12 protein-coding genes are annotated in these 13,796 nt (G+C 59.9%); 11 read left to right on the top strand and 1 reads right to left on the bottom strand.

Annotated elements, in window-relative coordinates; genetic code table 11:
- Positions 1–2 precede the first annotated feature (2 nt).
- From ACNSPV_RS00775 to ACNSPV_RS00760, 4 genes are all read left to right on the top strand, one after another.
- Positions 3–755, top strand: coding sequence for an exodeoxyribonuclease III (locus ACNSPV_RS00775; protein WP_249237352.1), 753 nt, complete (start codon positions 3–5; stop codon positions 753–755).
- A 50-nt stretch (positions 756–805) separates the two neighbouring features.
- The gene (locus ACNSPV_RS00770; RefSeq protein WP_339395091.1) at positions 806–1,291 is read left to right on the top strand and encodes a small multi-drug export protein; all 486 of its coding nucleotides are present in this window, start codon (positions 806–808) and stop codon (positions 1,289–1,291) included.
- 129 nt (positions 1,292–1,420) lie between these two features.
- Entirely contained in the window at positions 1,421–2,809 is a 1,389-nt protein-coding gene (locus tag ACNSPV_RS00765; protein ID WP_348584940.1) for a Sapep family Mn(2+)-dependent dipeptidase, read from the top strand.
- 8 nt (positions 2,810–2,817) lie between these two features.
- Positions 2,818–3,252, top strand: coding sequence for a DUF3842 family protein (locus tag ACNSPV_RS00760; RefSeq protein WP_348585170.1), 435 nt, complete (start codon positions 2,818–2,820; stop codon positions 3,250–3,252).
- Between the two features lie 302 nt (positions 3,253–3,554).
- Here the strand turns inward: ACNSPV_RS00760 and epsC are convergent, their stop codons facing one another.
- Positions 3,555–4,226, bottom strand: coding sequence for a serine O-acetyltransferase EpsC (gene epsC / locus ACNSPV_RS00755; protein WP_005944190.1), 672 nt, complete (start codon positions 4,224–4,226; stop codon positions 3,555–3,557).
- 495 nt (positions 4,227–4,721) lie between these two features.
- Between epsC and ACNSPV_RS00750 the strand changes: the two genes are divergently transcribed.
- The 7 genes from ACNSPV_RS00750 to carB all read left to right on the top strand — a co-directional run bounded on the left by ACNSPV_RS00750 (position 4,722) and on the right by carB (position 13,635).
- On the top strand, positions 4,722–5,912 hold the full coding sequence (locus ACNSPV_RS00750; RefSeq protein ID WP_348584941.1) for a dihydroorotase: 1,191 nt from the start codon (positions 4,722–4,724) through the stop codon (positions 5,910–5,912).
- 64 nt (positions 5,913–5,976) lie between these two features.
- Complete coding sequence (gene pyrF, locus ACNSPV_RS00745) at positions 5,977–6,843, top strand: orotidine-5'-phosphate decarboxylase (protein ID WP_249237348.1); 867 nt, start codon at positions 5,977–5,979, stop codon at positions 6,841–6,843.
- Entirely contained in the window at positions 6,824–7,597 is a 774-nt protein-coding gene (locus ACNSPV_RS00740) for a dihydroorotate dehydrogenase electron transfer subunit (protein ID WP_308595067.1), read from the top strand. Before pyrF ends, ACNSPV_RS00740 begins: the two co-directional genes overlap by 20 nt.
- On the top strand, positions 7,597–8,523 hold the full coding sequence (locus tag ACNSPV_RS00735) for a dihydroorotate dehydrogenase (protein WP_348584943.1): 927 nt from the start codon (positions 7,597–7,599) through the stop codon (positions 8,521–8,523). Before ACNSPV_RS00740 ends, ACNSPV_RS00735 begins: the two co-directional genes overlap by 1 nt.
- A gap of 134 nt (positions 8,524–8,657) precedes the next feature.
- Positions 8,658–9,251 (top strand): orotate phosphoribosyltransferase, encoded by a 594-nt coding sequence (gene pyrE / locus ACNSPV_RS00730; protein WP_118528611.1) that lies wholly within the window; start codon positions 8,658–8,660, stop codon positions 9,249–9,251.
- A gap of 21 nt (positions 9,252–9,272) precedes the next feature.
- Positions 9,273–10,382 carry a carbamoyl phosphate synthase small subunit gene (locus ACNSPV_RS00725; RefSeq protein WP_348584944.1) on the top strand — a complete coding sequence of 370 codons (1,110 nt, stop codon included), beginning with the start codon at positions 9,273–9,275 and terminating at the stop codon, positions 10,380–10,382.
- Position 10,383: 1 nt separating this feature from the next.
- Positions 10,384–13,635: a carbamoyl-phosphate synthase large subunit gene (gene carB / locus ACNSPV_RS00720; RefSeq protein ID WP_348584945.1), complete on the top strand. Its 3,252-nt coding sequence runs from the start codon at positions 10,384–10,386 to the stop codon at positions 13,633–13,635.
- The last annotated feature ends 161 nt before the right edge of the window (positions 13,636–13,796 follow it).

Raw genomic sequence — 13,796 nt, 5'->3', positions numbered from 1 at the left:
GCATGAAACTGATCAGCTGGAATGTCAACGGTCTGCGCGCCTGCCTGACCCACGGCTTTGCCGAGAGCTTTGCGCAGCTGGATGCCGATATCTTTTCGGTGCAGGAGACCAAGATGCAGCCGGGACAGGCAGATTTTGCCCCGGAGGGCTACACGGAGTACACCTATTCCGCAGAGAAAAAGGGCTACTCCGGCACGGCCTGCTGGTGCCGTGAGCAGCCGCTGGCCGTGACCACCGGCATCGGCATCGAGGAGCACGACCACGAGGGCCGGGTGCTGACGCTGGAATACCCGGCGTTCTGGCTGGTGAACTGCTACACCCCCAACAGTCAGGACGGGCTGAAGCGTCTGGACTACCGCATGGAATGGGAGAACGCCTTCCGCGCCTACCTGCTGGCGCTGGATGCGAAAAAGCCGGTGATCCTGTGCGGGGACCTGAACGTGGCCCATACGGAGATCGACATCAAAAATGCAAAAACCAACCGCATGAGCGCAGGCTTCACCGATCAGGAACGCGGAAAAATGACCGAGCTGCTGGATGCCGGCTTTGCCGACAGCTTCCGTGTGCTGCACCCGGACGAGGTGAAGTACAGCTGGTGGAGCTACCGCTTCCATGCCCGGGAAAAGAACGCGGGCTGGCGCATCGACTACTTTATCGTATCCCGCCGCATCGCCGACAGGATCCGGGCGGCAGAGATCCACAACGAGATTTTCGGCTCGGACCACTGCCCGGTGGAGCTGGACATTGACCTGTAACCTGTAAAAAACGCCTGCTCTCCCGGAAAGAGCAGGGAAAAGGAGACTCTATGCTCAAAAGCTATCTGCTGGTATTTTTCGTTTCCATGGTGCCGCTCATTGAACTGCGCGGTGCCATCCCCATCGGGCTTGGCATGGGCCTGCCCATCCTGCCCACCTATCTGGTGTGCGTGGTGGGCAACATGATCCCGGTGCCGTTCATCTATCTGTTTGCACGCAAATTCCTGATCTGGGGCTACCATAAGCCCATCATCGGGCCCATCTGCAAGTTCTGCATCGTCAAAGGCGAAAAAGGCGGCCGCGCACTGGAAGCCAAGGCGGGCCGCGGCCTTGAGGTGGCGCTGCTGCTGTTCGTGGGCATCCCGCTGCCGGGCACCGGCGCGTGGACCGGGACGCTGGCGGGCTCAATCCTGGATATGAAGTTCAAGGACGTGGTCAAGGCCTGCATGGGCGGCGTGCTGCTGGCGGGCATCATCATGGGTCTGGCCAGCGCGGGCCTGCTGGGTGCGCTGAGCACCCTGTTCTCGGTGGGCTGAGAAAAAAGACTGCGTTCCGGCAAAGAACAACAATTGACAATGGCATTTTGCCGCCGAGTATGCTAAAATAAAAAAAGTGTTTTGGAACCGGCGGCGCAAAGCTGCCGGACGGAAAGGAACGATAAGATCATGGATCAGGCACTGAATCAGAAAATCGACGCATATATTGCACAAAACAAGGAACAGCTGCTGAAGGATATCGCCGCACTGGTGGCAGTCAACAGCGTGGAGGGAACCCCCGAGGAGGGCGCACCCTATGGTGCAGGCCCCCGCGCCGCACTGGACAAGACGCTGGAGCTGGCTGCAGGCATGGGCCTTGCCACCCGCAACTGCGAGAACTACATCGGCTATGCAGAGCTGGCCGGCAAGGACCCTGAAAAGTATCTGGCGACCATCTGCCATGTGGACGTGGTGCCCGTGGGCAACGGCTGGACGGCCGACCCCTTCACCATGCGCATTCAGGACGGCTGGCTGCTGGGCCGCGGCGTTGCCGACGATAAGGGCCCCATGGTGGCTACCCTGTATGCCCTGAAGTTCCTCAAGGAGCAGGGCTATGAGCTGCGCTACCCCATCCGCGCACTGGCAGGCACCAACGAGGAGACCCACATGCAGGATGTGGACTACTACCTCAAAAACTACCCGGCCCCGGCCTTCTGCTTCACCCCGGATGCCGAGTTCCCGGTGTGCAACGGCGAGAAGGGCCTGTTCGGTGCCAAGATCGTCAGCCCGGTGTGCAACGGCGTCATCGTGGAGATCGAGGGCGGCGTGGCAAACAATGCCGTGCCCGACCGTGCAAGTGCACTGGTCAAGACTGATATCTCCAAGCTGAAGAATGCCCCCAACATCACGCTGGAACCGGAAGGCGACGGCGTGCGCATCCGTGGCTGGGGCAAGTCCGGCCACGCAGCTATGCCGCAGGGTACCGTGAACGCCATTGGTCTGGTGGTGAACTACCTGCTGGACAACGGCCTGTGCAACGATGCGGAACGTGCGTATCTGGAAGCCATCCGCAAGCTGCATGCTTCCACCGCCGGTGAGGGTCTGGGCATCAACTGCGCCGACGGCCCCTTTGGCCCGCTGACCGTGATCGGCGGCCGCATCTACATGGAAGATGGCCGCATTTTCCAGACCATGGACAGCCGCTTCCCCACCTGCACCAACGGCGAAAAGATGACCGAGCAGATCCGTGCCGCACTGGGCGACGGCGCTGAGCTGCGCGATGTGACCGCTGCCGAGCCCTTCTATATTGAAGCCGACAGCCCCGCCATTCTGGCCTGCATCAACACCTACAACGAAGTCACCGGCGAGAACGCCAAGCCCTTCACCATGGGCGGCGGTACCTATGCCCGCCATTTCCCCTATGCGGTCAGCTTTGGCCCCGAGCATGTGGACCTGCCGCTGCCGGAGTTCGGCGGCCCGATGCACGGTGCAAACGAAGCTGCCCCCATTGACAAGCTGCTGGAAGCCGTAAAAATCTATATCATCGCGCTGCTGCGCCTTGAGGAAATCGACTTCTGATGCAGCCGGTGAATGTGCTCGTCATCGACGGGCAGGGCGGGGGCCTTGGCAAACAGCTGGTGGCGGCCCTGAGCACGCAGTGCCCGGAGATCCGGCTCACTGCGGTGGGCACCAACAGTCTGGCGGCAAACGCCATGCGCAAGGCCGGTGCCCCGCGTGCCGCCACCGGCGAGAATGCAGTGGCGGTGAACTGCCGCAGCGCGGATATCATCGTGGGGCCAATCGGCATCGTTATTGCGGATGCACTGCTGGGCGAGATCACGCCCGCCATGGCCACGGCCGTGTGCCAGAGCCATGCGACGCGGGTGCTCATCCCGGTGAACCACTGCGAAAACTATATCGTGGGTGTGCCGGAGCAGCCCATCAGCGATCTAGTGGCCGCTGCGGTGCAGAAGGTGAAAGCCCTCTGCGCCGGGGAAGGCTGCGGAAAAAGGGTTTATTGAAAATGCCCTCCGCTCTCGCTCTGGGCATGATTCAAGGAATTTATATTTTTTAGTTGCAAGTCGGAAAATCCTGCGGGATTTTCCGACTTGCTTTTTCACCGGAGCGGGCGCAATGAAGAAGTGGCCTGTTTCCCGGCTGTGCGGCTGTTTCCGCAGGAAACGAGCACAGACAGATCAAGTTTCCCTCTTGGACCCTTTCCGTGAAAATGCAACAGCGGACAGCCCGCAGGCTGTCCGCTGTTGCTATAAGATATTTTTCCGCTGAAGATGCCCAGAGCGCAAGCGGAGGGCATTCTGAATCGTTATGACTTCTGCCGTGCGGCGATCTGCGCTGCCGTGGGCGGGGTGTCGCCCTGCGCAGCGTTTTCCAGTGCGCCGAGGCGGCGGTCCAGATCGGTCAGGCGCTGGGCTACGATATCCGGCAGATCCTGCTGGTCCAGATCGTCCGCCGGGTTCACGGCCTTGTTGTTGATGCGCACCACCTCGGCGGGCACGCCCACGGCGGTGCAGTTGGCGGGCAGATTGCGCAGCACCACGCTGCCTGCGCCGATACGGGAGTTGTCCCCGATATACACCGGGCCAAGGACCTTGGTGCCTGCACCGATCAGCACGTTGTTGCCCAGAGTGGGGTGGCGCTTGCCGGTGTCCTTGCCGGTGCCGCCCAGAGTGACACCGTGGTAGATGGTGCAGTTGTCCCCGATCTCACAGGTCTCACCGAACACGATGCCCATGCCGTGATCGATGAACAGGCATCTGCCGATGGTGGCACCGGGGTGGATCTCGATGCCGGTGCGGCGGCGTCCGTGCTGGCTGACCCAGCGGGCAAGGAAAAAGCGCTTATGCTGGTACAGCCAGTGCGCAATGCGGTGATACACCAGAATGTGAAAGCCCGGATACAGCAAAATGACCTCCAGCACGTTGCGTGCTGCGGGGTCCTTGCGCTGGATGTTCCGCGCGTCCTCCAACAAACCCATGGGAAAACCCTCTCTTTCCTGATTCCGATGAAGCTGCTCTGAATAAAAATCACGCCTCTGCCATGAAAACAGCCTCTGACTCTTTTGACCATATTATAATAGCACACCCGGACGGGAATGTACAGCAATATGCTAGGAATTGATGTAACTAACCCTGAATCTGGCGGGGAAAAACTGCTTTTGGGTAGAGTAGCTAAAATTCCGGGAGGGAAGCGGCAAACCTTTTTGCAACAAAATATATGCGGAAGCATTGACACATTTCGCGCTTCTATGCTAAAATATTATGAAAAGATTCCAGACTTATAAAAGGAGACAGCACCATGCAGAAAAGCGCGATGTGCACCAAACTGAACAAGCAGTTCGCATCCGGTTTTGCCGTGGGTTCGTTGTTTCCTTTTTTTGTGGAATGAGCTTTTCCCTTTGCGGGGAAAAGTTTTTTTTTGCCCGTAAGCCGGAAAGCCGAACCAGACAAACGCAAATCAGGAGGGAACTGCGATGCTGCTTGTAAATGCTGTGAACACCGAAGGAAGACCGCTTGAGATTTTTGTAAAGGACGGCAGGATCGCTGCTGTGGGTCAGGAGCTGGAGGCACTGGCCGGGGAGAACGAAACGGTCATTGATGCCGGAGGGCTGACCGTGCTGCCCGCCTTTGTGGACCTGCACTGCCACTGGCGCACCCCGGGCTTTGAGTACAAGGAGGACATCGAGACCGGCAGCCGCGCCGCAGCCGCCGGCGGTTACACCTTCGTGAACCTGATGCCCAACACAAAGCCGGTCTGCTCTTCTGCGGCACAGGCCATGATGGTGGAACAGAAAGCCGCCGAGGTGGGCCTGTGCGATGTGAACCAGACCGTCTCCATCACCGAGAACTTTGACGGTGTGAGCATCGACCACCTCAAGACCCTGCCTGCCGGTGTGAAGTTCATCACCGAGGATGGCCACGGCGTGCAGGACAATGCCACCATGGCAAAGGCTTTCGCTATCTGCACCCAGAAGGATATCACCGTGATGAGCCACGCTGAGGATATGGAGATCAGCCCGTGGGACTACCGTCTGGCTGAGGACATCGAGACGGTGCGCAACTGCTGGCTGAGCGAATACTACCAGACCCGGCTGCACATGTGCCACGTGTCCACCCGCGGTGCACTGGATGCCATCCAGATGGCAAAGCTGCGGGGTGCACCTGTCACCTGCGAGGTGACCCCGCACCACCTGTGGTTCACCAATGATACCTGCGATTACCGTGTGAACCCGCCCATCCGCACCGCCGACGATGTGCAGGCGCTGGTGGATGGCATCCGCACAGGCATCGTGGACGCCATTGCCACCGACCACGCGCCCCACTCCGAAGAGGACAAGCTGAAGGGCATGGCCGGTATGGTGGGCAGCGAGACCGCTTTCGGCGTCTGCTACACCAAGCTCTGCAAGCAGGAAGGTCTGCCGCTGGAAGTGCTGGTGCATCTGATGAGCACCCGCCCCGCCGAGATCCTGGGCCTTGCCAAGGGTCAGCTGGAGCCGGGCTACGACGCGGACTTTGTGCTGGTGGATCTGGATACCCCCTACACCGTGGACAAGGACAAGCTGCATTCCAAATCTCACAACACCCCGTTCGATGGTGCCCAGCTGTTTGGCAAGGTCTGCGCCACCATCAAGGGCGGCAAGCTGACCTATCAGGCAGAGAACTGAGAAAATGTTTCACAAAATAATATGATATAAAATAGATAAGAGAGCAAACAGGAGGTACACCCAAATGACGAACATGGACAAACTGTACGAAGCTGTGGAAGCCCGCGGCCCGGTGTGCGTGGGTCTGGACACCGACTTCAGCTACCTGCCCGCCGATTTTGTGGACAGCACCCTGTCCCGCGGCGAGAACATCGTGCGCTTCAACAAGAAGCTCATTGACGCCACCAAGGCCGTGGCAGGCTGCTACAAGGTGCAGATCGCTTACTACGAGTCTCTGGGTCTTGAGGGCATGAAGGCCTACGCCGACACCCTGAAGGCTGTGCGCGAGGCAGGTGTGCCGGTGATCGCCGACATCAAGCGCGGCGATATTGCCAAGACCGCCGAGATGTACGCCATGGGTCACTTTACCGGTGATTTCGAGAGCGATTTCGTCACGCTGGCACCCTATATGGGTCTGGACTCCATCAGCCCCTATCTGCCCTACGCCGAAAAGCAGGGCAAGGGCATGTTCGTGCTCTGCCGCACCTCCAACGGCGGTGCCAAGGACTTTGAGTATGAGAAGCTGGCCGATGGCCGCCACGTCTACGATCTGGTGGGCGACAAGCTGAACGCTCTGGGCAAGGACTACATGGGTGAGCACGGCTATTCCTCCATCGGTCTGGTCATCGGCGGCACCCACATCGAGGAGGCCACCGAGATCCGTGCAAAGTATCAGGACAGCTTCTTCCTGATCCCCGGCTACGGCGCACAGGGCGGCAAGGCCGAGGACATTGCCCAGTATCTTACCAAGGGCAACGGCGGCGTGGTCAACTCCAGCCGCGGCATCCTGCTGGCCTACAAAAAGCAGCCGGGCACTGCCTTTGACGAAGCCGCTTACAACGAATGTGTGAATATGAAGGAGGCCATTGCTCATGCGTGCAGCCTGCTGTGAAGCCACTGTCCTGCGCAATGAGGTCATTGCCCCGGACATCCGTCTGCTGACGGTGGTCTGGCCGGACCGCGACCACGCACCCCACGCAGGCCAGTTCTTTACCCTGCGTGCATGGGGCGCAGACGAAGCCCCCTTCCTGTCCCGGCCCATCAGCGTGCACCGCTGGAACCCGGACAGCAGCACCATCGAGTTTCTGTATCAGGTGGTGGGCGAGGGCACTGAAAAGATCGCGCAGCTCAAAATGAAGGATACCTTCCAGCTCACCGGCCCTATGGGCAACGGCTTTGATGTGCCGGACATCCTGAGCAAGTATAAAAAAATCGCTGTGGTGGGCGGCGGCATCGGCACCGCGCCCATGTTCCAGCTCACCCGCGAGCTGGCAGCGGCAGGCGTGAAGCCGGATGTGTTCTTCGGCTTCCGGGATGCCCCCTACTGCATGGAGGAGTACCGCGAGATCGCAAACCTCGTCAAGGTGTCCACCGACACCGGCGCGGTGGGCTTCCACGGCTTTGTCACCCAGCTGTACGACCCCGCCGACTACGATGTGGTGCTGGTGTGCGGCCCCACGGTCATGATGAAGAACGCCGCCCGCCTGTGTGCCGAAAAGGGCACCCCCTGCTTTGTGAGCATGGAAAAGAAGATGGCCTGCGGCATTGGTGCCTGCCTTGGCTGCACCTGCGAGACCAAGGGCGGCGAGGGCAAGAGCGTGTGCAAGAACGGCCCGGTATTTGATGCAACGGAGGTGTTCTTCTGATGGCTGACCTGAAAACCAACCTGCTGGGCTTTGTGATGAACAGCCCGGTCATCGGCGCATCCGGCACTGTGGGCTACGGCGTGGAGTACGAAGAGCTGGCAGACTTTTCCAAGATCGGCGGCATTTCCGGCAAGGGCCTGACCCTGCACGGCCAGTACGGCAACAAGGGCGAGCGCCTGTGGGAGACCCCCTCCGGCCTTATCAACAGCATCGGCCTGCAGAACCCCGGCGTGCAGCACTTCATTGACGTGGAGCTGCCCGAGATGCTGGAACTGAAGCAGAAGTACGGCACGGTGGCCATCGCCAATCTTGGCGGCCACAGTGAGGAAGAGTATGTGGAAGGTGCCGCGATGCTGAGCGACAGCGCAGTGGACATCGTGGAGCTGAACATCTCCTGCCCCAACGTCAAGGTGGGCGGCATGGCCTACGGCGTCAAGGCCGAGGCTGCCGGTGAGGTGGTGCGCATGGTGCGCGCTGCCTGCAAAAAGCCCCTGATGGTCAAGCTGAGCCCGCAGGCCGAGAACATCCCCGAGATGTGCAAGGCTGTGGAAGCTGCCGGCGCGGACGCCATCAGCCTGACCAACACCTTCCAGGCCTGCGCCATCGATCTGGAAAAGCGCCGCCCGGTGTTCAACAACATCTTTGCGGGCCTGTCCGGCCCGGCGGTGCGCCCCATCGCTCTGCGCATGGTCTGGCAGGCCGTGGGCGCGGTGAACATCCCGGTGGTGGGTCTGGGCGGCATCGCCACGGGCCGCGACGCACTGGAGTTCATCATGGCAGGTGCCACGGCGGTGCAGGTGGGTGCCGCAAACTTTGCCAACCCCCGCGCCATGGAGACCATTGCGGACGAGATGGCCGCATGGATGGACAAGAACGGCGTGAAAACGCTGGACGAGATCCGCGGATGTGCCCGAAATGCTGAATAATCCAATTGATATACCAGCATAAATCCTGATTTATACGCATAAAAACAAAGTTGCTGCATAAATTTGCAAATCACGCAAAAGCGTGGTACAATACCGTTCAAAAGACATTTTTATAAAAGAGAGGGAGAAGTACAATGAGTGAAGCACTTGAGATCCTGAAGAGCTGTGACGCGTTCCTGGAAGGCCACTTCCTGCTGTCCTCCGGCCGCCATTCCAGCGCATACTGCCAGATGGCTTATCTGCAGCAGTACCCCGACCGCTGCGCCGAGGTCATGAAGAGCGTGGCAGATAAAGTCAAGGAAATGGACGTGGATGTGATCGTGGGACCTGCCATGGGCGGCATCGTGTACGCCTACGAGCTGGCCCGCCAGACCGGCAAGCGCGCCATCTTTACCGAGCGCGTGGACAATGTGATGACCCTGAAGCGCTTCGCCATCCACCCGGGTGAGAAGTGCCTCATCGCTGAGGACGTGGTCACCACCGGTATCTCCTCTCTGGAGACCAAGCGGGTCATTGAGGAGAACGGCGGCATCTGTGTGGGCATCACCTGCGTGGTGGACCGCACCAAGCCCGAGGCTCCGTCTCCCATTCCCATCGTGGCAAGCGCCCTCAAGCTGGATCTGCCCAACTACGCACCCGAAGAGTGCCCCATCTGCAAGGAAGGCAAGCTGCCGCTGGTGCATCTGGGCAGCCGCAAGATGAAGCAGGAAGCAAAGCAGACCCTGTAATGTGTTGAAACGAGGAAAACTATGAACGCATATCTTCTTTTGGCAAATGGCATGGTCTTTGCCGGCCAGTCAGTGGGTGCCGAGGGCGTCACCGTGGGCGAGGTGGTCTTTGCCACCGGTATGGTGGGCTTTCAGGAGACTCTGACCGACCCCAGCTACTACGGCCAGATCATCACCCAGACCTACCCCCTGATCGGCAACTATGGTATGAATAAGGACGACATGGAGTCCGACCGCATCTGGGCAAAGGGCTACATCGTGCGCGAGGCCTGCACCACCCCCTCCAACTGGCGCTGTGAAGAGACGCTGGACAGCTTTTTGAAAAAGAACAACACCATCGGCATCGAGGGCATCGATACCCGCCACCTGACCCGCATCATCCGGGAAAGCGGCGTGATGAACGGCGCCATCCTGACCACCTTTGACCCCGCCGACCCGGCCAACAAGGCCGAGACCGAGGCCCTGCTGGCCCAGATCCGCGCCTACGCCGTCACCGATGCGGTGAAGAATGTTACCTGTGAAAAGCCCGAGGTGTTCAACCCGCAGGGCGAGACCCATATCGTGCTGATGCACTACGGCTGCAAGCGGAACATCGTGCGCTGCCTTGTCAAGCGCGGCTGCAAGGTGACCGTCATGCCCGCCTTTGCAACGGCAGAGGAAATCAAAGCTCTGAACCCGGACGGCATCATGCTGTCCAACGGCCCCGGCGACCCCGCCGAGCCGGTGGAGGTCATCGAGAACCTCAAGCAGATCTTTGCACTGAACATCCCCACCTTCGGCATCTGTCTGGGCCACCAGCTGTCCGCGCTGGCAGCCGGTGCCAAGACCATGAAGCTGAAGTACGGCCACCGCGGTGCCAACCAGCCTGTGACCGACTTTGAGTCCGGCCGCACCTTCATCACCAGCCAGAACCACGGCTACGCTGTGGTGGGCGACGAGCTGCCCGCCGAGATGGGCGAGGTGGCACAGGTGAACGCCAACGACGGCACCTGTGAGGGCATCAAGTACAAGAAGTGGAACTGCTTTACCGTGCAGTTCCACCCGGAAGCAAACGGCGGCCCCAAGGATACCGAGTTTCTGTTCGACCGCTTCCTGAACAACGTCAAAGCAGCAAAAAAGGAGGCACGCTGAAATGCCGAAGGACCCTAGAATCAAGAAGGTGCTGGTCATTGGCTCCGGCCCCATCATCATTGGTCAGGCTGCGGAGTTCGATTACTCCGGCACGCAGGCCTGCCGTGCCCTGAAGGCAGAGGGCATCGAGACCGTTCTGCTGAACTCCAACCCCGCAACCATCATGACCGACCCGGATGTGGCCGACCATGTTTACATCGAGCCCATGACGCTGGAAGTCGTGGAGCGCATTCTGGACATCGAAAAGCCGGACTCCGTGCTGCCGAACCTCGGCGGCCAGATGGGCCTGAACCTGTCCATGGAGCTGGCCCGCTCCGGCTATCTGGACCGCACCGGCATCCGTCTGCTGGCCTGCAAGCCCGAGACCATCGACCGTGCCGAGGACCGCGAGCTGTTCAAGGAGACCATGGAAAAGCTGCACCAGCCCATCATCCCCTCTGAGGTGGTGGAGACGTTGCAGGATGCGCTGGCCTGTGCAGACCGCATCGGCTACCCGGTCATCGTCCGCCCCGCCTTTACCATGGGCGGCACCGGCGGCGGCATCTGCGAGAACAAGGCAAAGCTCATTGAGATCGGCACCAACGGCCTCCGTCTTTCCCCCATCCATCAGATCCTTGTGGAAAAGTGCATTGCCGGCTGGAAAGAGATCGAGTACGAGGTCATGCGCGACCACAAGGGCAACGTGATCACCGTGTGTAACATGGAGAACCTCGACCCCGTGGGCATCCACACCGGCGACTCGGTGGTTGTGGCTCCTTCCCAGACCCTGACCGACCACGAATACCAGATGCTGCGCACCGCTGCTCTGGATATCATCACCGAGCTGGGCATCGAGGGCGGCTGCAACTGCCAGTTTGCTCTGAAGCCGGACAGCTTTGATTATGCGGTCATCGAGGTCAACCCCCGTGTGTCCCGCTCTTCTGCACTGGCTTCCAAGGCCACCGGTTATCCCATTGCCAAGGTGGCCACCAAGATCGCCATCGGCTACACGCTGGACGAGATCACCAACGATGTCACCGGCAAGACCTGCGCCTGCTTTGAGCCTGCGCTGGACTACATCGTGGTCAAGTATCCGAAGTGGCCCTTTGATAAGTTCGTCTACGCCGACAAGTCTCTGGGCACCCAGATGATGGCCACCGGCGAGGTGATGAGCATTGGCAACAGCTTCGAGGCTGCCATGATGAAGGCAGTTTCCTCCATCGAGCTGGGCATGGACACCCTGACCCACAAGCCCTTTGAGGAGCTGACCGATGACGAGATCGTGGCCCACATGCATGTTCAGGACGCCGAGCGCGTGTTCTGCGTGTACGAGGCTCTCAAGCGCGGCATCGACCACGAGACCATTTACAAGATCACCAAGATTGACTGGTGGTTCCTGGACAAGATGCAGCATCTGGCAGATCTGGAAAACGGTCTTGCCAAGTGCAACGGCGTGCTGACCGAAGAGCAGTACAAGACTGCCAAGAAGTACGGCTTCCAGGATAAGACCATCAAGCGTCTGGCACAGGTGGACAAGCTCCCTGTGGAGAACTACCGCGCCGGTTTCAAGATGGTGGATACCTGTGCGGCCGAGTTCTCGGCCAACACCCCCTACTTCTACTCCACCTACGACGGCGACAACGAAGCCGCTGAGTTCATTGCCGAGAAGGAAGCCGAGGCATCCGCCAAGGGCGAGCCCAGGAAAAAGAAGGTGCTGGTCTTTGGCTCCGGCCCCATCCGCATCGGTCAGGGCATCGAGTTCGACTACTGCTCGGTGCACTGCGTGTGGACCCTGAAGAAGCACGGCTGCGAAGCCATTCTGGTCAACAACAACCCCGAGACCGTCTCCACCGACTTTGACACCGGCGACCGTCTGTACTTTGACCCGCTGAACCCGGAGAGCGTGGACAACATCATCGCCACCGAGAAGCCGGACGCCTGCGTGGTGCAGTTCGGCGGCCAGACCGCCATCAAGCTGGCAAAGCACATGGACGAGATCGGCCTGCCCATTCTGGGCACCCCGGCAGATGCCATCGATGAAGCCGAGGACCGTGAGCGCTTCGACGAGCTGCTGGAGCGCTGCAAGATCCCCCGCGCACCGGGCCGCACCGTGTTCAATCTGGACGAGGCGCTGGCCGCTGCCGATGAGATCGGCCTGCCGGTGCTGATGCGCCCCTCCTACGTGCTGGGCGGTCAGAACATGATCGTGGCCTACACCAAGGCAGACGTCATTGAGTACATGGGCGTCATCACCGAGCATGTGGACATGGATCATCCCGTGCTGCTGGATAAGTACATTCTGGGCACCGAGTGCGAAGTGGACGCCATCTGCGACGGCGAGAACTTCCTGATCCCCGGCATCATGGAGCAGGTGGAGCGCACCGGTGTGCACTCCGGCGACTCCATCTGTGTCTACCCGGCACAGCACCTGACCCAGGCCGAGATCGATACCATGGTGGACTACACCGGCCGCTTTGCCCGCGAGCTGCATGTCACCGGTCTGGTGAATGTGCAGTACGCTGTCTCCAACGGCAAAGTGTACGTCATTGAGGTGAACCCCCGTTCCTCCCGTACTGTGCCGTATATCTCCAAGGTCACCGGCGTGCCCATGGTGGATCTGGCAGTGCGCTGCTGTCTGGGCGAGAAGCTGGCAGATATGGGCTATGGCACCGGCCTGCACCCCAACGCACCCTATGTGGCCGTCAAGGTGCCTGTGTTCAGCTTTGAAAAGCTGCACGGTGTGGATACCCAGTTCGGCCCCGAGATGAAGTCTACCGGCGAAGTGCTGGGCATTGCCCCCAACTATCACGACGCCCTGCTCAAGGGCCTCATCGGCGCGGGCTACACCTTCAAGACCCCCGGCCCCGCAAGCTGCTGCATCTTCACCGTGAAGGACAGCGACAAGCCGGAGTTCGTGGATATTGCGTGGAAGCTCAAGAGCATGGGCTACAAGCTGTACGGCACCTCCGGCACCTGCGCATGGCTCAACAAGCACATGGTGCCCTGCAACGAGGTGCGCAATATGTCCGGCGAGTCGCCCAACATCGTGGACCTGCTGCAGAGCGGTCTGGTGGACTACGTGTTCTCCACCAGCACCAAGGGCCGTGACCCCAAGCGCGATTCCGTCCGCCTGCGCCGCAAGGCCGTGGAGCTGAGCATTCCCTGCATCACCGCTGTGGATACCGCCAACGCTCTGGTGGACTGCCTGCGCAGCGACCACAGTCTGGAAAATATCCCGCTGGTGGATATTGCCACCCTGTATCACCGCAAGTAATTACCGCTGTAATTACCCCCGGAAACGGATAAAGACAGACTTTATACAGCGCCCGCCAAAACGGCGGGCGCTGTATTTGTGAAAGGCAGACAGAGAATATAAAAGTTCGTGCGCAATAAATGACGTTTTGTGCGCAATCTGTCGCAAACAGTGCGCAAATT

Source organism: Faecalibacterium sp. 3, from assembly GCF_048323735.1.
GTDB classification, from domain to species: domain Bacteria; phylum Bacillota; class Clostridia; order Oscillospirales; family Ruminococcaceae; genus Faecalibacterium; species Faecalibacterium wellingii.
Note: the sequence above shows the minus strand (reverse complement) of the source record. Positions and strands in the feature narration are given on the sequence as shown.